This is a genomic window from Rufibacter hautae (assembly GCF_008271695.1).
Lineage (GTDB): Bacteria > Bacteroidota > Bacteroidia > Cytophagales > Hymenobacteraceae > Nibribacter > Nibribacter hautae.
Genome location: NZ_VKKY01000002.1, coordinates 1492623 through 1512568 on the forward strand (window position 1 = coordinate 1492623; position 19946 = coordinate 1512568).

Sequence of the window (19946 nt, forward strand, 5' to 3'; positions counted from 1 at the left end):
TCTAATAACGTTTTTATACGTTTGTTGTTGTTGTTAAGATATGCCTTTCGTGAATCCCCGTATTAATTCCTTTCTCAGTCTCTTTCTTTTCCTGCTTTTATTTTCCGGCTGCACCCTTTCCAGATTCGTCAAAAAAGCTGAAAAAGGCCAGACCATTACCGCCCAGCCTACGGTGCTCATGGTGCGCGGAAACCAGGTTCCGGTAGAGGTGCAGGCCCAACTGCCTAAAAACCTGCTGAGAGATGATTACCGCTACGGCATCAGGGTGTTCTACAAAGCCGAGAAAGGCGTGGAGGAGCACGTGGGCTCTCTAGGCTTCGATTTCGGGAACTACAATTTCGTGGATGGCAAGCCCACCATGGGCAGCTCTTTCGCCTTCCCGTACACGCCTTCCAAGATAAGAGGCCAACTTATGGCCCAAGGGGTAGTCACCGACCCGAAAGGGCGCAAGAGATTCACCAAGTCAAAGGTATTGGCCGAGGGCATCATCACCACACCACAGTTGATCCAAACGGTGCACGCGCCGGGCTACGTACCGGAGAATTTCAAGAACGAGGCGCCGGGTCCGTTGAAGTTCCCCATCTATTTTGACCAAGGCCTGGCCACCCTGCGCCACGGGTACGGCACCAACCTGCAGTTACTGGAGGATTTCATCAAAACAAACCAGAAAACCCAGAAGATAGAGATTCTGGCCATGCACTCGCCCGACCAGATGGAGACCACTACCCGCAACCTGGCTTCCCGGAGAGCGGTGGCCGTGGAGCGGTTCATTAAACAGAAAATAGAGACCGAGGTGTACACCAACACCGTAGCTGACATCAAATTCGACTTGCAGACCCTGCAGAAGAACTGGGCCGCATTTTTGGGCCGCGTGCAGAACTCGGCCATGCCCGAGGAGCAGGTGCAGCAGATCCTGGACATTGTGAACGGACCCGGCTCCTTTGAAGAGAAAGAAGAGCAATTGCAGGCCCTTCCCTCCTATGACTACCTGGAGATGTACGTCTACCCCGTGCTGCGCTACGCCGAGGTGACCATTGACTACCAGCCCAACCTGCGCCGCGACTACGAAATCTACCTCTTGGCCAAGAAGATTGTGGAAAATCGTGCCAACGCCGACGCCCTTTCCGCGGAAGAGATGCAGTACGCGGCCACCTTAACGCCGCTGCTCGCCGAGAAAAAGAAAATCTACGAATCTGCAGTAGAGACCTACATGAACTGGCAGTCTTTGAACAACCTGGGCATGGTGTTCTATGAGCAGGCCCAGAAAGAGGTGCGGCCTAAAGTAAAGCAAAACCTACTGGCCAGTGCCATTCTGAACCTGCGCTACGCCGCCCACCGCAAACCCGACGCCCAGCAGTTCTATAACCTAGCCGTGGCCCACCACCAGCACGGCGATGTGCTGGAGGCGCTGCAAAGCTATGACTACGCCATCCGGTTGGGTGGTCCGCTGCCCGTGCTACAGCAAGTCTTCACCGACAAAGCCGCCCTGGAACTGAGCGTGGGTCAGTACGATGATGCCGTGCGCAGCCTTTCCTACGCCGGCAAAGGCTATGCCGCCCAGTTCAACATGACGCTCCTCTACTTCCTGAAAGAGAACTACGAAGGCGCCGCTGAGTTGGGAGAGAAACTGCTGGCAGAGTATCCGCAGGATGCCAATGCGCATTACCTTATGGCCGTGATCGGGGCCCGCAGCCAGAAAGAAAACTTAATGGCCCAGCACCTGAAGCAGGCCGTGAAAGTTAAGCCTGCCCTTGCGGGCAAGGCCATTGATGACCTGGAGTTTAAGCAGTACCACAAATCGGCGGCTTTCGCCGAGGCCCTGAAGCCTTAACACTCATTTAAGACCTGTTTTTAGAAAATAGGGCCCAAAACGGAAACCTTGTTGTAACTTGCCACCCAAGACAGATGCGTTTTTTTATTTGTGCGGCATGTCTTAATTTTACCCTTTAGATAGACGTAGATAAATCTTACTATGCGAACCATACAATTCAGAGAGGCATTGCGTGAGGCAATGAGCGAAGAAATGCGCCGCGACCCAAAGGTGTTCCTGATGGGCGAGGAAGTTGCCGAGTACAATGGTGCTTACAAAGTGAGCCAGGGCATGCTGGACGAGTTTGGACCTGAGCGCGTGATTGACACCCCTATTGCTGAGCTGGGCTTTGCCGGTATCGGGGTAGGTGCTGCCATGAATGGACTTCGTCCCATTATTGAGTTCATGACCTTCAACTTCTCTCTCGTAGCCATTGACCAGGTGATCAACTCGGCCGCCAAAATCATGTCTATGTCTGGCGGGCAGTACTCGGCCCCTATGGTGTTCAGAGGGCCAACCGGTAACGCCGGTATGCTGTCTTCGCAGCACTCACAGAACTTTGAGAACTGGTACGCCAACACCCCAGGTCTGAAAGTAGTGGTTCCTTCTAACCCTTATGACGCCAAAGGCCTTCTGAAATCAGCCATCCGCGACAATGACCCGGTGATCTTTATGGAGTCTGAGTTGATGTACGGAGACAAAGGCGAAGTTCCAGAGGAAGAATACCTCATTCCCATCGGCGTAGCCGATATCAAGCGCCCGGGCAAAGACGTCACCATCGTATCCTTCGGGAAAATGGTGAAACTGGTGCTGCAGGCTGCCGAAGAATTGGCCAAAGACGGCGTGGACGCCGAGGTGATCGACCTTCGTTCCGTTCGCCCGATTGACTACAAAGCCATCATCGAATCGGTAAAGAAAACGAACCGCCTGGTAGTGGTGGAAGAAGCGTGGCCGCTGGCCTCCATCTCTTCTGAGATCGCTTTCCACGTGCAGCACAACGCGTTTGATTACCTGGATGCCCCGGTGAAACGCGTTACCGCCCGTGACGTTCCGTTGCCTTACGCGCCAACCCTCATTGAGGCCTCGCTGCCTAACGTGAAGCGCGTGATCCAAGCCGTGAAAGACGTAACTTACGCCAAAGCGTAAGCCTTCACACAGTAAACCGCCGGAGCCGACCTTTATAGAAATGGTCGGCTCTTGCTTTTACCGGCGTTTTGTGCCTGATTTGCCTAATTGAGCCTTAAAACAGGATGATCCAGAAAAGATTACCAGCCTTCTTTGCCTCCGCGGTGCTGCTCCTGGGAACAGTGGCGGCCTGTACCGAGACTTCCCAGCTGGAGGAGATAGTGAAGCCCGTGCCTGTGGAAGTGACCTCCGGGTTCCCGCGGGTGCCGGTGAAAGTAGATACGCTCCTCACCCTTCGAGTGCTGTACCGCCCGGAAAACGGCTGCGGCCGCTACTCCAGGGTAGACTCTGTGAAAACAACCCAGCGGACCGATATGCAGATTTTCGCGGCCTACCCTATTGAGGAGCAGAACGCCATCTGCGCCGATGTGTCTAACCTGAATTCCTTTACTTTCCGGTTCAGGACGACCACGCCGGGCGTACACCGCTTCCGTTTCTGGCAAGCCGATAACCAGTACCTCCTGGACTCAGTGGTGGTGAGATAGCAGGTTCAACTAGAAACAATCACAAAAGCCAAGGTCTCCGTTTTAGTCCTGTTTATAGAAAAAAAGCGCTAAAACGGAGACCTTGGCTTTTCCTTTCTCCGAAGATTACGCCAGCGTGAGGCGGGCAATGTAATGGTCGTCTTCTTCCTGCAGGAGCAGTTCGGCGGTGAAGCCGGCTTCTTGGGCATACTCCTGCAACAGGTCAAAGCTGATGAAAAGCCAGGGGAAAGGTTCGGTGCGCTCCTGTCCAAACTCCATCATGTAGGTGAGTTCCCCGTAGTAGGCGCCGTTCAAGTCCAGCAGCACCGATCCGTCTTCCTCCTCATACAGGTACAGGATATCCGAGGATTCCAGCAGGATCTGTCCCCCGGGGGCGAGCCATTTTTTGCAGGTGTCCAGGAAATGCGGCAAGCCTTCCAGGGTTCCGGCCAACCCGATGCCGTTCATGAGCAGCAGCAGCGTGTCATGGGGAGTTGGCGGCAAGGAAAAGAAATCGCCCTGAAGCACGTGCTTTACGCCGCGGGCTTTCTGCACCTCAGTGGCCTTGGGGGAGATTTCCAAGGCCGTTACCTCCAAACCTTTTTCCTGCAGGGCCAACGCATGTGAACCGGCCCCGGCGCCAATGTCCAGCACCCGGCCCCGGCATTCTGAAATGGCAAACTGCTCCCGCTCGGGCATTTCCGCAAACTCTCTAAAAAGATAGGCGGCGGGCAGCTCATCGGCTTCCATCTGGTCTGAGTAAACCGTGATAGTGGCGTTTTTTCTGCCTTCGTAATATGCTTTGATGGCCCCGCCAATGGGGTCTGGTGTCTCTGTCTGCATGCTTCAACGCTAAAAAACCAAAAATACACATTCTCCCCCAGCCCACCTCAGGTTTTGTACCAGAAGCCCTTGTCCCACCCAACCAGGTGGCAATACTGGCACTTCATCGAGGATTATGACATGTTCACCGAAAATAGGCAGTCAAAGGATATAATTTCAAGAATTTGAAACCTATTTCCCTTATTCGGGCCCAGGTGCTGCAAACGAGGAAACCTTCCGGCAGCCCGGGGCAGAACATCTCTGATTTGTACCAGAAAATGTACGCCTAACACTTTTTCTTTAACCTGGAAGAGCTGAAAAGGCCGAATGGAAAAGGGATTTGACAAAGTCACCAACTGTAAAGCATTTATAACTTATTTACCGGGTAGCGCCGTTTCCTCTATCTTTGAGGTTGACTTCAGCCACCTAAGACCTCGCCCCTAAGAGGTATCCCTATGAAATTAATCACAACCATCTATACCGCCATCGGCCTCATATTAGCCATGCTTTGCATTGTCACGATAGGGTACATCCAGCAGACCTGGAAGGTGAAGAACAGTATTGACGACGTTCTTTATACTTCCAGTGTCATCAGGGAAGGTGAGCGCGCCCAGAAACTGATCCTGGACCTGGAAACCGGGCTGCGCGGCTACCTACTGACGGGTCAGCAAGCGTTTCTGGAGCCTTACCGCCGGGGGAAAACCGAGTTTGAAGTAAGCATGACTCACCTGGACTCACTCACCAGGGCGTACCCTGAGCAGAATGCCCTGGTGAAAGGGATAAAAAAGGATGCCGATGCGTGGCTGGGATCTTTTGCCGCCCCACTCCTGGAAAGCAAAGCCCGGGAACGGCTCAGTGCCCAGGACAAGGCCCAGTACGACTCTCTTTTCAACAACACCGTGCAATTGGGAATCGGGAAGAGCCTTATGGACAAAGCCCGGGGCCGCTTTGACAAAATCAAGGAAAAGGAAGAGCGCATCAAAGAAGACCGGGTGAAAGGGTTAAACGCCTCGCTCATCCGGACAAACGAGATTGCCGTGGGCCTTACTGTCTTATCCATTTTGGCTGGTGGGTTTATGGCCTATCTTTTGGGAAAGACCATCAAAAGAAGGTTCAAGCGCATGAATGAGCTGGCCCATAGTATTGCCCAAGGCGATTACAGCGTTTCATTGGTAGACAAGCGCAATGATGAGATCAGCAGTCTTACCCAGTCGTTGAATGTGATGGCCGCCAAACTACAGAACAGTTTCACCCACCTCACCAAGATGAACAAGGAACTGGACCAGTTCGCCTACGTGGTATCCCATGACCTGAAAGCTCCGCTCAGGGCCATCAACAACCTGGCCGAGTGGATTGGGGAAGACCTGCAGACCCAGGACCCGGACATCATCAAGAACCTTTCTATCTTAAGAGGCCGGGTGCACCGGATGGAAAACCTCATCAACGGTATTCTGGCCTACTCCAGGGTAGGGCGGCAGTCTCTGCCCACTTCCCGTTTCTCGGTGCAGGACCTGTTCAAGGAAACGCTGGAGAACCTGGCGCCTGCGGCCAGTTTTGAGGTAAAAATGCGCACGCCGCTGCCCACCATCACCGGGGAGCGAACCTTATTTTACCAGGTGCTTTCCAACCTGCTCAGCAATGCCTTCAAGTACCACCATACCCAGAGCGGCCGCGTGGAGGTCAGCGCCAAAGAGTTACCTGAGTTTTACCAGTTTGAGGTCAAAGACGACGGGCCCGGCATACCCAAAGAATACCAGACCAAGGTTTTTGGCATTTTCCAGACCATGGAGGCGCGTGATGTGAAGGAGAGCACCGGCGTAGGGCTTTCCATTGTGAAGAAGATAGTGGAAGAGAAAGGCGGCCAAATCTGGATTGAATCTGAGAAAGGGCAAGGCACCACCTTTGTGTTTACCTGGCCCAAAGAACACGTGACAAGTAAAATCCCTACCCCCTTTTACCATGATGGAGCAAAAGCATAACTGCCAGCAACAGTTAGAGGACCTGCGGAAAGAGTACGAGGAGTTCGCCTACATCGTGTCCCATGACTTGAAGGCCCCGCTACGGGCGATCAGCAACCTATCGGCGTGGATAAGGGAGGACATGGGCGATAACCTGGAAGCCGATATTCAGAACAACATCCGGCTGCTGCAGCAACGCACCGAGCGCATGGAGCGCATGATCAACGGCCTGCTGGATTTCTCCCGCATCCCCCGGTTTGACCTGGAAATACAGGAAGTAAATGTGCAGGAACTCGTAGAACAACTGGCTTCCCAACTGAAGGAGCAGCACACCGTGGCCTTACATGCCACGGGCCTGCCTACTTTTACCACGTACGGCAGAAAGTTAGAGACCGTCTTCCAGCACCTGCTTCAGAATGCCGTTTCCCACAATGAAAACCCAACCCGCGAAATTTGGGTGGAAGCATCCGAACAGGCAGATACTTACCAGTTCAGGGTAAAGGACAACGGCATCGGGATTTGGGCAGACGCGCAGGAAAGGGTGTTCAGGATGTTCTATACGGTGCAACCCAAAGACCAGCACGAGTCTTTAGGTGTGGGCCTTACCATTACCCGCAAGATCATCCAGTTTGTAGGCGGCTCCCTTGATCTGCAATCAGAGCCCGGCCGGGGCACTGAGGTGACCTTTACCTGGCCAAAAGCAGTATACTAGCATTTTATATAAAACATTACCTTTAGATTCACCCACGGACCTATGCACAAGCCCAGCCACCCACCAGAAACTGGCTTTGACCCAGGCTCCGGTTATACAGACAACATGGAAGACAAAGAAGTAAATATCCTACTGGTAGAAGACGATGAGGTAGACATCATGAATGTGCAGCGGGCTTTCAAAAAGAACAACATCACCAATCCGCTGCACATTGCCCACAACGGCCTAGAGGCCCTGGAGATGCTCAAGGAAGGCGCTATTCCCATGCCCCCCATCATTATCCTGGACATCAACATGCCCAAGATGAACGGTATTGAGTTTCTGCAGGAATTGCGCAAAGACCCCGCCCTGAACCGCATCAGTGTATTTGTGATGACCACCTCCAACGAAGACAGCGACAAGATAAACGCCTACAACCTCAACGTGGCCGGTTATATTCTGAAGCCGCTCTCCTTTGAGAAATTCCTGACCTCGGTGGCTACTTTGAACAGATATTGGAAATTATGTGAGCGGCCCTAAGAAGAGTACAAATTATTTTGTAATTTTAGTTACCCCTCCTGCTTTACCTCTAACTCAAAAGTTTTGAAAACAAACCAAGCCCATATACTCTTAGTAGAGGATGATCCGCAGGATGTTGCCTCTACCAGACGCGCATTCCAGGCGCAAGGCGTGGAAAGCCCCATGCATGTGGCCAGCAACGGGAAGATTGCCTTAGACATGCTGCAAGGCAGGGGCCGGGCCGCGCTCAATCCGGTCCCCCGGATCATCATCCTGGACCTGGACCTCCCCGAGATGGGCGGGCTGGAGTTCCTGAAAGAGCTCCGCAAAGACGAGCAACTCAGGTCCTGCAGCGTGTTTGTGATGACGGGCCAAAGCACTGAGAAGGATGTTCTGGAGGCCTATAACCTGAATGTGGCCGGCTACATAGTCAAACCCATCCAGTATGATTCCTTTTTAGAGGCGATCGCCACCCTGAATTCCTTCTTGAATTTGATTGAACTCCCCAACTAACGACTTTCCACCCCCATGGAGCCCGCAGTAAAACTTTTGATTGTAGACGACGATGAAGTAGACCGGATGATCATAAAAAGGTCTCTCCGGACCGCCAAGGTAGAAGCTTCCATCACCAACGCCGCCCTAGGCATAGAAGCCCTGGAGGCCCTGGAAGAGCAAACCTTTGACTTCATCTTTATTGATTTCATGCTGCCAGACATGAACGGTCTGGAACTTCTGCAGCAGATAAGAGAAAAAGGCATTACCACCCCGGTGCAGATTGTCACCTCGCAGGGCGATGAGCGCATTGCCGTGGAAGCCATCAAAACCGGGGCCTCCGACTACCTGCCCAAGACGCTGCTCACCCCCGAGGGGATTTCCCAGAGCATCAGGAGCGCCATCAGGCTGCACCGGATTGAGCAGGAAAGGCTCCAGACGCAGGAGCAGCTGATTGGCACCCAGAAGCAACTGGAAACGGTGATCAACGGGGCACCCATTATTCTTTGGGCGGCAAACGAGGACGGCATCATCACCATGGCCCGCGGCAAAGGCCTTCACCTCATTGGGAAGGTAGAATCACAGTCTGTAGGCTCCTCTATCTATGAGATTTATGGAGCATACCCCAACTTTCTCACCTGCGTCAGGCGCTCCATCCAGGGAAACCAGGCCAAATGCACCATCAACATCAACGAGGTTTGGTTTGATTGCCTTTTCCTTCCCCTGAAAGACGTCCACGGAAAACCAAGCGGTGTCATAGGCGTGGCCTACGACATCACCGAAAGGATTCAGATTGAGGAGGAACTCAAAAAGGCCAAAGACGAAGCCCTGAGCATGGCCCGGGTGAAAGAGCAGTTCTTGGCCAACATGAGCCACGAGATCAGAACGCCCATGAACGGCATCCTGGGTTTGAGCGAGGTGCTGGCCAAAACCCCTATGGATGAACATCAGCGGGAATACCTGCAGGGCATCCACACCTCCGCCAACAACCTCATGGTGATTATCAATGACCTGCTGGACTTCTCCAAGATAGAGGCCGGCAAAATCACCTTTGAGATCATCCCCTTTGACCTGAAACAACTGATCAAACAACTGCTGGATGTGCTGGAGATCAGGGCCAAAGAACGGAAAAACTCCCTTAAACTGCTCATTGACCAAGACATCCCGGCCATGGTGGAAGGCGATCCGTTCCGGCTGAGCCAAATCTTGAACAACCTTCTGGGCAACGCCATCAAGTTCACCGAAGGTGGCTCTGTACGGCTCAACGTGGAAGTCATTGGCCAGGAAGAAGACGAACTGCAGCTGGAGTTCACCGTGAAAGACACCGGCATTGGCATTCCGGAGGAGAAGCTGCAGACCATCTTTGAGAAATTCACCCAAGGCAGCAATGACACCACCCGCAAGTTTGGCGGCACGGGGCTGGGCCTTTCCATCGCGAAGGAACTGGTAGAAGCACAGGGCGGCCACATCTCCGTGGAAAGTAAAATGAACGTGGGCAGCACTTTCCGTTTTGTGCTTCCTTTCAGAAAAGTAACCGGAAAACCGGACCAGTACGCCAGACCCGCGCAGCTATCCACCTACAGCCCCCAACTGCTTCGGCACGCCCGGGTGCTCCTGGCCGAGGACAACGCCGTAAACCAGATGCTGGTGACCAAGGTGCTGCGGGACCACGAGGTAGAAGTGACGGTGGTGAACAACGGCCGCGAAGCCCTGGACCTGCTCTCCCAGGAAACGTTTGACCTGATCTTAATGGACATGCAGATGCCCGAGCTGGATGGGTACGAGGCCATGCAGTACATAAGAGAGCACCTAAGCGCCTGCCGGGAGATTCCCATCATTGCCTTGACGGCTCATGCCTCTGAAGGTGAGTTCAAGAAGTGCCTGTCCTCTGGCGCCAATTCCTACATCTCCAAGCCTTTCAAAGCTGAGGAGCTGTTGCAGGAGATCTCAAAGTTGCTTCAAGCAGGAAGAAAAGAGGAGGAAACCGATCACTCATCGTCCCCGGCTGAGAAGGTGCGCATTGACCTTTCTTACCTGGAGAACTTCGCGAACGGCAATGTTGAGTTCATGCGCGACATTCTGCAGCTTTTCATTGAGCAGACACCTCATCTAGTGCAGGAATTAACCAGGGCTGTTTCGCTTTCCAAATGGACCGAGACCAGAACCCTCACCCATAAGATCAAGCCGTCCATTGCGTTAGTGGGCATCCAGGAATTGGAGGAACTGAACAACACCATTGAACAATCGGCCTTGAACCGCACCAACACCGAGCAGATTCCGGCGCTGGTGCAGCAGATGGTGCTGTTGGTGAACCGGTCTATCCAGCAATTGAAACAGGAACTGGCGAGTTTACAGGGGAAATTGGTGTAATCTACCTTACCCTGTTTCGGGGCTGTTTTCTCAAAAATAGCCTTGGAATAAATGCCACTTAAAAAGCCCATCGCCATGAACCAGCAGCTTCAATCTTCTTTCCAGCTCCTTGAAAAGCAACGGGAGGAGTTCAGTGCGTGGGTTCAGAAGGCTCCGGCCGTCTTGCAGCACCGTAAACCCAGCGCAGACCAGTGGTCGGCGGCGCAGCTTTTGTTCCATCTGGCCAAAGTGGACCAGCAGGTGGTCAACGGGTTGGAGAAAAGGTTGGGCAGCGGCAAGGCGTTGCGCCCTATGCGGCTGGGCACCAGGGTACGGTCTTTTCTCTTGAACCTGTTCCTGCGGTTGCCCATCAAGTTCAAAGCGCCGCCCGCAGTGAGCGAGGTACCCGAGGAAGTGCAGATTCCGGCCGTGATCAAAGATTGGCAGGACACCCGCGCCCGGCTCCTCGTCCTAGTCTCGGGTTTTCCGGAGAATCAGCTCAACCGCGAAGTGTTTTTCCATCCTAGGTCCGGTATGATCACGCTGCCGCAGACGCTCCGGTTTATGTTGGAACATACTGAGCACCACCGCCGGCAGATGCGGCGGCTTCTTTCTTAACCTTCCTTTCTTATCTTTGCAGCCCTTTTGCCGTAATCTGGCATTGACATTCTCATTTAACCCTTACCCCCATGGCTGATTCCACGTCCAAAGAAAACTTCATGCGCGAAGCCATCCGGCTTTCCATTGACAAAATGAAAGAAGGCAAAGGCGGACCGTTTGGCGCGGTAATAGTGAAAGACGGCGAGATCATCGCCCGCGGCTTCAATAACGTGACCTCCAGCAATGACCCCACGGCACACGCCGAGGTAGACGCCATCCGGAAGGCCTGCCAGGCCTTGGGCACCTTCCAACTCGCCGGCTGCGAACTCTACACCAGCTGCGAACCCTGCCCCATGTGCCTGGGCGCCATTTACTGGGCCCGCCCCGACAAGGTGTACTTCGGGAATACCAAGGCAGACGCCGCCGCCATCGGCTTTGACGATGCCTTCATCTACGAAGAACTGGAACTCCCCCTCCACTCTCGCTCCTTGCATATGGAACAACTTCTCCGCGACGAGGCTTTGGAAGGCTTCAAAGAGTGGGAAAAGCATGAAAGCCGCACGGATTATTGATTGCAAGTTGTTGATTGCTGGTTGTTATCTCCTGACTGTATCCCCGCTAGCAAGTAGCAGAGCCACATTCGCTGATCGTAATCACCAAAAAAGCCAAGGGGCTGGTAAACTCATTTACCAGCCCCTTGGCTTTTTACCCTGTTTTTCGGAAAACGCACCCAAAACGATTTCTGTGCATATCAGCCTTTGGAAAGTTATTGCCGTAGGAAAAAACAACACCAAAGCTGATCCCATGGAAAAGAACCGCTTTACCCCTCTCCTCTTCTTGACTTTTCTGTCGTTGGCTTCCTGCGGCGGGAACAATACCGATTCTAACGTGACGGCGCCCGGGGCGGAGAAGAACCCCAAGTCCAAAGCGCTGGAGATCGGGGCCGATTTGCTGCAACAGAAAACACCACTCTCCAAGGTGAACATGTACCTGGATGGTTTCCATTTCTACAACGGCAACCTGCAGGGCCAGATGGAGGCGCACCACTACGTGACGCAGGTGAACGAAGACTTGCACCAGGCCCTGATGTATGACGGCAACGGCACCGATGCCAAACTGATGGGCGTGGAATACATCATCTCGGAAAGGCTGTTCAAGAAGCTGCCCATGGAGGAACGCAAACTCTGGCACAGCCACTCCTACGAGGTTAAATCCGGGGAACTGATTGCGCCGGGTATCCCCGATGCGGCTGAGCATGAACTCATGGAGAAACTGGTGAGCACCTACGGCAAAATCATCCACACCTGGCACACCGACCGCGACCTGGAACTACCCTTCGGCAGCCCGATGATCATGATGGGCTTCACCAAAGACGGGCAGTTAAAAAAGGAACTGGTGGCGGACCGGGATAATCGCTTCGGGGTTTCGATGATGGAAAAGCGCAAACAACGCGCGGACATCCCCATGCCCGAAGTAGTGGAAGGCGCCAATGCCTGGGAGAAAGGCGAGGTGCGCCAACTGCAGATCACCAATAAGTACGAAGCCCCCGAGCACCAGCATTAGCATTTTAGGGCTGTTTTGGGCAAACTAGACTTAAAACAATGTTACCTGGGCGCATAAATCTGAAACTTGCCGCTGCAATGCAGCAGGCTCATGAGGTACAGCAAACCGCCGTAATACCTATCACCCAAGGTGTGCGGCACCGGCAGGTTCCAGAGCGCCTCTACAAACTCTTTGGCCACCGGGTGCGTTGCTGCCAAACTCGCTACGGCGTTCGTGGAAACTAACCCGGCTGAGGGCCCTGCTCCTACTTTCTTCCCGTCCAGGGTGTAGATATGGCCATAGGATGAAAGCCCCTCAGAGGCGAAGAAAGCTTGTATTCTGTTGCTGCGTTCCACCTCCCTTGAGTCTTTCTGCCACCAGGCCCAGTCCACGCTCCAGTTCATGGCCGTGCGCCAGGAATCATACGCGAAATGGTGCGAGTTGGGATTGAAAGGGATGGTCACCGGCTTCCCGTCAAAGTGGGCATAATCTGGTGCCAGACCAGTCACCGGGTGCGTGGTTTTCTGGAAGAAGGCCCGGCTGGTGTCAGCGGCGGCTTTCCAGAAAGCTCGGTCCTTTTCCGGTCCCCAAAGCGCCCACAGTTCATAGAAAGCGGGTAAGTGGTACGACGGATCAGAGAACTTGCGGCCTTGGTTCGTGGGTACGAAGAGAATCATCTTGTGCTGCTCGTTCACCATAGGACCGGAGGTTTGCGGCCCGAACTTGGTGGTACCGGAAGTCTCGGGATGGTGCCGCATGGTGGTCAGGATCTTATCAGCCCACTCCTTATAGTTGTAAATGCCTTGGCCGTTGCCCCATCGGCCGGAGGCAAAATACAGAGCGGTCACAAAGTACTCTTCCCCATCCGGCGCCGGGCCTTCTGAGTTGCGGGTGCCATCTGGCTTCACTGACCAAGCAAAATATCCTTCTGAGGGGTGCCCGGGCTGGTCTATGTACATGTGCGTTATGGCGTAGTTCCACAGCGCGTCAAACTCGGCTTTTTTGTCCATCTGCACGGCAATCATCATCCCGTAAGACATGCCTTCGCTGCGCACGTCTTTGTTGTAGACGTCATGGATGTAAGCGAGCGGACCTTTTTCGTTCTTCCCGGCTTTAAAGTAAATGGCCTGGGAGGCAGAATCTCCCTGGAACAACTGCTGATAGCCGGCCTGTATCTTCCGGTTGATCTCCGCTTCTGAATGGCCGTTCTCTTTGAATAGATTCCGGTACTGCTTAGTAGCGTAGGCACCCTTCCCGGATTTCTCCATGTTGCCGTTTTGTGTGGCAATTTTAGCCTTTGGCGCGCAGGAAGTAAACATGCCAGCAAAAACGGTAAACACCAAAGCAGCAGTCAAAGCACGAGCTTTCATAGTTAGTCTTGTTTTGAGGAAAAAGGTTGAAGCAGGAATTGAAAGATAGTTCAATTTCTTTATCTAGGTAAAACCCACTAAACTGAATTACGCCTGTTTTCCAAAATTTGCCATGAAAACAGAAAGGCTCGCACCGATGATGGTACGAGCCTTTCTGTTCATTGAAGTTTGATTTGGTAAGTCGCGACTAGCGGCGTCCCATCATGCTGCCCAACTTGGCAAGACCGCCTTTGGTACCGGCCATCTTGTTCATGCTGCGCATCATTTTACGCATGTCGTTGAACTGCTTCATGAGGTTGTTCACCTGCTGGATGGTCGTTCCGGATCCTTTGGCGATACGGTTACGGCGGCTGCCGCTGATCATGTCTGGGTTTTGGCGCTCATCCTTGGTCATGGATTTGATGATGGCCTCAATGGGTTTGAAGGCGCTTTCGTCAATCTCCACGTCTTTCAGCATTTTGCTAACGCCCGGGATCATGCCCACCAGGTCTTTGATATCACCCATCCGTTTAATCTGCTCCAACTGCGACAAGAAGTCATCGAAGTTGAACTGGTTCTTGCGGATGTTCTTGTTGATACGCTTGGCTTCTTCCTCATCAAAGGTCTGCTGCGCGCGCTCTACCAGAGAGATCACGTCACCCATGCCCAGGATACGCTGGGCCATCCGATCTGGATAGAATAGGTCCAGAGCCTCCATCTTCTCACCGGTAGAGATGAACTTGATAGGTTTCTCTACCACAGCTCTGATGGAAAGGGCGGCCCCACCTCTAGAGTCACCGTCCAACTTGGTCAACACCACGCCATCGAAGTTGATGCGCTCGTTGAAGGTTTTGGCGGTGTTCACGGCATCCTGACCGGTCATGGAGTCAACCACAAACAACGTTTCGGTAGGCTTGATTGCCTCCTTGATGTTGTAGATTTCTTGCATCATCGCCTCATCCACGGCCAAACGACCGGCGGTGTCAATGATGACTACTTTCTTGCCGGTTCTCTTGGCGTGCTCCACGGCGTTGCGGGCAATGGAAACCGGGTCTTTAGACTCGCGCTCCGCGAAGAACTCTACGCCAACCTGGTCGGCTAGCACGTTCAGCTGGTCAATCGCGGCCGGACGGTACACGTCGCAGGCAGCCACCATCACGCCTTTTCCTTGTCTTTTCAGGAAATTGGCCAGTTTACCGGTGAACGTGGTCTTACCAGATCCTTGCAGACCAGCGATGAGCACAATGGCCGGCGAGCCGTTAATGTTGATGTCTTTTTTCTCGCCACCCATCAACTCGGTGAGTTCTTCGTGCACAATTTTCACCATCAGCTGGCCCGGTGACACGGCAATCAGTACGTCGCGGCCCATGGCCTCGTCTTTGATCTTGTCGGTCACGGTTTTGGCCACCTTGTAGTTCACGTCGGCATCTACCAGGGCGCGGCGCACCTCTTTGATGGTCTGGGCAACGTTAATCTCGGTGATGCTGCCTTGCCCCTTCAGGGTTTTGAAGGCGCGGTCCAGCTTGGTACTTAAATTCTCAAACATGTGGGATATATGACTGAGTTAGATATTTTTCAAAGATTGACAAAGACAAAAATAAGGAGAATTTGCGGAAGTTCACCATCTTTTACCCGCAGCTGCGTATATTCGGACTTAACTATACAGAGATGAGCGACACCTGTTTTTGCCTTGTTTCACCTAAAACAACCTAAAAACAGTTTACGTTCGCTTCACACATTGTATTACCTGAAGTTTAAAGCCCTTGAAATCACCGGTTCCCACAACTCCCCAGCATGCTTTATTGGTCACCTACTACTGGCCTCCGTCCGGCGGAGCCGGCGTGCAGCGCTGCCTCAAGTTTGTAAAGCACCTGCCCGAGTTTGGAGTTACGCCCACCGTGATCACCGTGGACGAGAAGCAGGCCTCCTACCCAGTATTGGACCAAACCTTACTGGCCGAAGTGCCCGCCGTGATAAAGGTGATCAGGACTTCCACGCGCGAGCCGTTTGAGTTCTACAAAAAAATCACGGGCAAAAAAGACATTCCGTTCGGGGGATTTGCCAACACGGGTGGGGAAAGTTGGAAACAGAAGCTGTTCAAGTTCCTGCGCGGCAACCTGTTCATTCCAGACCCAAGGGTGGGCTGGAATCGCTTTGCCTTCGCAGCGGCGCAGAAAGCCCTGGCGGCCCAACCCGTGAAAGCCATTGTCACCTCCAGTCCGCCGCATTCCACGCAGCTGGTTGGGTTGAAATTGAAAAAGAAATACGGCCTGCGGTGGATTGCCGACATGCGCGACCCTTGGACCGATATTTATTATTACCAAGACCTGAACCACACCGGGCTGGCCCAGAAGCTAGACGCCAAATACGAGCGTGAGGTGCTGGAGCAGGCCGATGCCGTGGTAGTGGTCTCGGAGGACATGAAGCGCCTTTTCCTGAACAAGTCCACCAACATCAACCCCAAGAAAATCCACGTGATCCCCAACGGCTACGATGAGGCCGATTTTGTGCATCCGTCCACGCCCTCCAGTGAGGAATTCATCATCACCTACACCGGCACGCTCACCGAGGCCTACAACGTGATCGGGTTTTTCCAAGCGGTATGCGAAGTTATGACCAAAAACCCGCTCATGCGCTACAAGCTACGGTTCGTGGGCAAGGTGTCGGCGGAGGTGCGGCGGCAGATTGAGGAGGCCGGGCTGCCCCTCATCACTGAGTACATTGACTACGTGCCGCACGATGAGTCCATCAAATACCTAATGGCCAGCACCGTATTGTTCATGGCGATTCCGGATGTGGAGAACAACCGCGGCATTCTCACGGGCAAGCTGTTTGAGTACATGGCCGCCAACAAACCCATCATCTGCATAGGCCCAGTCCACGGCGATGCCGACAAGATCCTGGACGAGTGCGGCGCGGGCCGAGTGTTTCATTACTCCGGTTATGACCTTATGGTGGATTACCTGCTGCAGATGACCAAAAACTGGAAGATCAACCACAACCTGGACCTGCCCATCATCAACTACACCCAGTACTCACGCCGCTCCCTCACCGAGCAACTGGCTAAACTGATTAACGGCTGATTCCCTTTGTTTCAGGGCTGTTTCACCAAAATCAGCCCTGAAACGACGACAACCACCACCAACCCTCTTCTTTCCTGCCCGTGAACAGCATCTTTGACTACGTCTTCTTTCACTTTCAAAGGCTGTACCATTTGCCTTCGCCGCTGGAGGTAAGCTATGGGCTGGATGGCAGAAGCCGGGTGCAGATTACGCCTACCTCCAGCGCTTTCCTGGAGGGGCAACAACCTCATCCGGGAGCACTAGTTTGGAAAGATTGGCGAGGCACCACCATCCCCCTCTTTTTTGACGAGAACATAGATCGACCGTGGTTTACCCAGGACAATCAAGGCCAAGTCATCGTGCATTTCGATGTGGTGGCCTCGGCCTTCTACCTGTTGAGCGGTTGGCAGGAATTTTATAGCACGGAACGTGATGAATTTAACAGGTTTCCGTACCGCGCATCGGTGCAGAACTTGCACGGCTTCATCACTAAACCCATTGTCAATTACTACCTGGAGATTCTCCGGGAAGCGGTTTCCCTGGCATACGGCCAGGAAATTAAGCCCCGGTTATGGAGCGGCAGACCTTTTGCCACCTGCCTCACGCATGACATTGATTACTGCCAGAGCGCCTGGAAAGTAGCCGGGAAACCAGCCTTACAACAAGGCAACCTGCAGTTGTTTTTCCGCTTGGCCCAGCAGAAACTCACCGGCCAGGATGCCTGGTTTAACTTCTCGCAGGTAGCCCAGGAACTGCAGCACCTGAACGCCAAAGGCACCTTCTTCTTCCTGCCGGAAACTGATACTTATGAAGGGCACCCCAACGCTGACTATGACGTTTCTGATCCCAGAATCCAGAAGGAGGTTAAGCGTTTGGCAGCGGCAGGGCACGAGATTGGCGTGCACGGCAGTCATGGTACTGGAAGCAATCCCCGCCAACTGCAGACCGAGCGTGAAAAACTTCCCTTACCCGTTTCCGGCAATCGTTTCCATTACCTTCGCTTTGATCCGGTAAAAACGCCTGCCGTATTGGAAGAACTGGGTTTTGCCTATGACAGCACGCTAGGCTTCCCGGAGCATTACGGGTTCAGGAACAGTTACTGCCACCCCTTCCGGTTATTCAACTTCAAAGACCGCCGGATGTCTCCTGTCTGGGAACTGCCGCTGAACCTGATGGACGTGACCCTCAACCACCCCAAGTACCTGCAATTGCCGCCGCAAGAGGTGTTGCCCGCCATTACGCCCATGTTGGAGGAGATCATCAAGTTTCATGGCACCTTTACCTTGCTCTGGCATAATGAGAACTTCAGCCCTTATGGCTTGAAAGGTGGTTTGCAGATGTTCCGGGAGATTACTGGTTTTTTGCAGGAGCGACAGACTGGCTTCTTCACCGCTGGTGAGGTCATCTTCCAAGTGCGGTAGCTACCCATTTCCTCAATTTTACCCGCCATAGTAAAAGCCACCGCAGAAGCTGCTATTTTTGCCTTTCGGGCCGAGGCTGTTTTCAGCTTGTATTTGGGAAATCGGCCCCAAAACGCCGCACGCACTCCATGGATGTCATCCGAAAGCAGGGTTATCTGAATACCATCATCTCCACTGTGGGCATGGTGGTGGGCTACCTGAATACAGTTTTAGTTCTCCCCTATTTCCTAGGTGATCCGGACAAAGTGGGGCTTACCCGATTTCTGCTGAGCGTATCGCCCATGTTCGCGCAGTTTGCAGCCCTGGGGTTCACCAATACCAGCGCCCGCTTTTTCCCCTACTTCCGCGACCGCGACAAACAGCACAATGGCTTCCTGTTCCTGATGCTGGCTATTCCCATGCTGGGCTTCGCGGTGGTGACGGTGCTGTTTCTGCTCCTGAAACCGGCGGTCTTTGAGCTGTACCGGGTTACCTCGCCGCTGGCGGTGAATTATTATTATTACATTATCCCGCTCAGCTTTTTCACCCTGCTGTTCCTGCTGCTGGATGCTTATCTGCGGTCGCTCTACAAAACCATTGTGCAGACGTTCCTGCAGGATTTTCTGGTCCGGATCTTCACCATGGCCTGCGCGGCGCTCTATTTCTGGGGTTGGATAGACTTTCAGTGGTTTGTGATTCTATTCATCGCGGCCAACTCCAGCACGGCGTTGATCTGCATTGTGTACCTGCTGTGGCTTCGGCAGTTCTTTGTGCGGCCCGGCCGGAACATGTTCCAAATTGTGCCTATCAGGGAAGTGGTACAGTACGGCTTGTATGCGTTTCTGGGCAACATCTCCAGCACCATCATCACCTTCACTGATACGGCCATGATCATGATGTACCGGAGCCTGGCCGATGTCGCGTTCTACACCACCGGGTACTTTATCACCAGCGCTATTCTGGTGCCCTACCGGTCCATGAACAAGATTCTGAGTCCGCAGGTAGCCGATCTGTTCAAGTTGCATGACATGCCAGCCCTGGCGCAGCTCTACAAGAACATGACGCGCGTGAACCTGCTCATTGGCTTGCTGCTGTTTCTAGGCATCTGGTGCAACGTGGACAATATCTTCGCGTTCATGCCCGCCGAGTACAGTGCCGGCCGCTACGTGATATTGTTCATGGGCATCGCCCGGATTTTTGAGCTAGCCACCGGCCTGAACGCCATGATTCTGGTGACCTCGCACAAATACCGCTATGACCTTATTCTGAACGTGCTCATGGTCATTCTGGTCATCTACACTAATTACCTGCTTATCCCAGAATATGGCATCAACGGGGCTGCTTTCGCCTCTATGCTGGTGCTCATCTTTATCAATGTTTTCCGGGTAGCGTTTGTAGGCTACTTTTTCAAAATGCAGCCCTTTGGGTGGGACTCCCTCCTGCTGCTCCTGATTGCCGGAGCAGCTTACCTGGCCTCCTGGTTAGTGCCTCAACTTCCTCACCTGCTTCTGGATATTGCCGTCCGGTCTCTGGTCATCACGGCGGTATACGGGGGATTAGCCATCGGCCTGAAGGTCTCGCCGGAACTGAATAATGGCTTGGTCAAACTAAGGGCAAGATTTTAATTATTGACGCTTAAAACCGTTGCAATTACCCTCTATTAAGGTATATTCAGAAAAAATAATATTTCTCAATTCAACCCA

General features: G+C 53.2%; 17 protein-coding genes. 14 read left to right on the forward strand and 3 right to left on the reverse strand.

Annotated elements, in window-relative coordinates:
* Window positions 1–40: 40 nt before the first annotated feature.
* The 3 genes from FOA19_RS15165 to FOA19_RS15175 all read left to right on the forward strand — a co-directional run bounded on the left by FOA19_RS15165 (window position 41) and on the right by FOA19_RS15175 (window position 3480).
* A complete protein-coding gene (locus tag FOA19_RS15165) occupies window positions 41–1831 on the forward strand; it encodes a tetratricopeptide repeat protein (RefSeq protein WP_149091625.1) in 1791 nt (596 codons plus the stop codon).
* A gap of 141 nt (window positions 1832–1972) precedes the next feature.
* A complete protein-coding gene (locus FOA19_RS15170) occupies window positions 1973–2956 on the forward strand; it encodes a pyruvate dehydrogenase complex E1 component subunit beta (protein WP_149091626.1) in 984 nt (327 codons plus the stop codon).
* Window positions 2957–3060: 104 nt separating this feature from the next.
* Complete coding sequence (locus FOA19_RS15175; protein ID WP_149091627.1) at window positions 3061–3480, forward strand: hypothetical protein; 420 nt, start codon at window positions 3061–3063, stop codon at window positions 3478–3480.
* A 105-nt stretch (window positions 3481–3585) separates the two neighbouring features.
* Here the strand turns inward: FOA19_RS15175 and FOA19_RS15180 are convergent, their stop codons facing one another.
* Complete coding sequence (locus tag FOA19_RS15180) at window positions 3586–4302, reverse strand: class I SAM-dependent methyltransferase (protein ID WP_149091628.1); 717 nt, start codon at window positions 4300–4302, stop codon at window positions 3586–3588.
* 434 nt (window positions 4303–4736) lie between these two features.
* Between FOA19_RS15180 and FOA19_RS15185 the strand changes: the two genes are divergently transcribed.
* The 8 genes from FOA19_RS15185 to FOA19_RS15220 all read left to right on the forward strand — a co-directional run bounded on the left by FOA19_RS15185 (window position 4737) and on the right by FOA19_RS15220 (window position 12453).
* Entirely contained in the window at window positions 4737–6260 is a 1524-nt protein-coding gene (locus FOA19_RS15185; protein WP_149091629.1) for a sensor histidine kinase, read from the forward strand.
* Window positions 6241–6951: a sensor histidine kinase gene (locus tag FOA19_RS15190; RefSeq protein WP_149091630.1), complete on the forward strand. Its 711-nt coding sequence runs from the start codon at window positions 6241–6243 to the stop codon at window positions 6949–6951. Before FOA19_RS15185 ends, FOA19_RS15190 begins: the two co-directional genes overlap by 20 nt.
* 42 nt (window positions 6952–6993) lie before the next feature.
* Window positions 6994–7470: a response regulator gene (locus tag FOA19_RS15195; protein ID WP_223808917.1), complete on the forward strand. Its 477-nt coding sequence runs from the start codon at window positions 6994–6996 to the stop codon at window positions 7468–7470.
* Window positions 7471–7533: 63 nt separating this feature from the next.
* Window positions 7534–7962, forward strand: a complete 429-nt coding sequence (locus FOA19_RS15200) for a response regulator (protein WP_149091631.1) — start codon at window positions 7534–7536, stop codon at window positions 7960–7962.
* Between the two features lie 15 nt (window positions 7963–7977).
* Complete coding sequence (locus tag FOA19_RS15205; protein ID WP_149091632.1) at window positions 7978–10311, forward strand: response regulator; 2334 nt, start codon at window positions 7978–7980, stop codon at window positions 10309–10311.
* Window positions 10312–10362: 51 nt separating this feature from the next.
* Window positions 10363–10908 (forward strand): DinB family protein, encoded by a 546-nt coding sequence (locus tag FOA19_RS15210; RefSeq protein ID WP_149091633.1) that lies wholly within the window; start codon window positions 10363–10365, stop codon window positions 10906–10908.
* A 71-nt stretch (window positions 10909–10979) separates the two neighbouring features.
* Complete coding sequence (locus tag FOA19_RS15215) at window positions 10980–11462, forward strand: nucleoside deaminase (RefSeq protein WP_223808918.1); 483 nt, start codon at window positions 10980–10982, stop codon at window positions 11460–11462.
* A gap of 172 nt (window positions 11463–11634) precedes the next feature.
* Complete coding sequence (locus FOA19_RS15220) at window positions 11635–12453, forward strand: OBAP family protein (RefSeq protein ID WP_223808919.1); 819 nt, start codon at window positions 11635–11637, stop codon at window positions 12451–12453.
* 41 nt (window positions 12454–12494) lie between these two features.
* On the opposite strand, the gene FOA19_RS15225 is transcribed toward FOA19_RS15220, so the two are convergent.
* Window positions 12495–13802, reverse strand: a complete 1308-nt coding sequence (locus tag FOA19_RS15225; RefSeq protein WP_149091634.1) for a glycosyl hydrolase family 8 — start codon at window positions 13800–13802, stop codon at window positions 12495–12497.
* Window positions 13803–13989: 187 nt separating this feature from the next.
* Complete coding sequence (gene ffh / locus FOA19_RS15230; RefSeq protein ID WP_149091635.1) at window positions 13990–15327, reverse strand: signal recognition particle protein; 1338 nt, start codon at window positions 15325–15327, stop codon at window positions 13990–13992.
* A 217-nt stretch (window positions 15328–15544) separates the two neighbouring features.
* Here ffh and FOA19_RS15235 point away from each other — a divergent pair, with 217 nt between their 5' ends.
* The 3 genes from FOA19_RS15235 to FOA19_RS15245 all read left to right on the forward strand — a co-directional run bounded on the left by FOA19_RS15235 (window position 15545) and on the right by FOA19_RS15245 (window position 19868).
* Entirely contained in the window at window positions 15545–16864 is a 1320-nt protein-coding gene (locus FOA19_RS15235) for a glycosyltransferase family 4 protein (RefSeq protein WP_223808920.1), read from the forward strand.
* A gap of 80 nt (window positions 16865–16944) precedes the next feature.
* The gene (locus FOA19_RS15240; protein WP_149091636.1) at window positions 16945–18264 is read left to right on the forward strand and encodes a polysaccharide deacetylase family protein; all 1320 of its coding nucleotides are present in this window, start codon (window positions 16945–16947) and stop codon (window positions 18262–18264) included.
* 128 nt (window positions 18265–18392) lie between these two features.
* Window positions 18393–19868: an oligosaccharide flippase family protein gene (locus FOA19_RS15245; protein WP_149091637.1), complete on the forward strand. Its 1476-nt coding sequence runs from the start codon at window positions 18393–18395 to the stop codon at window positions 19866–19868.
* Window positions 19869–19946: the final 78 nt, after the last annotated feature.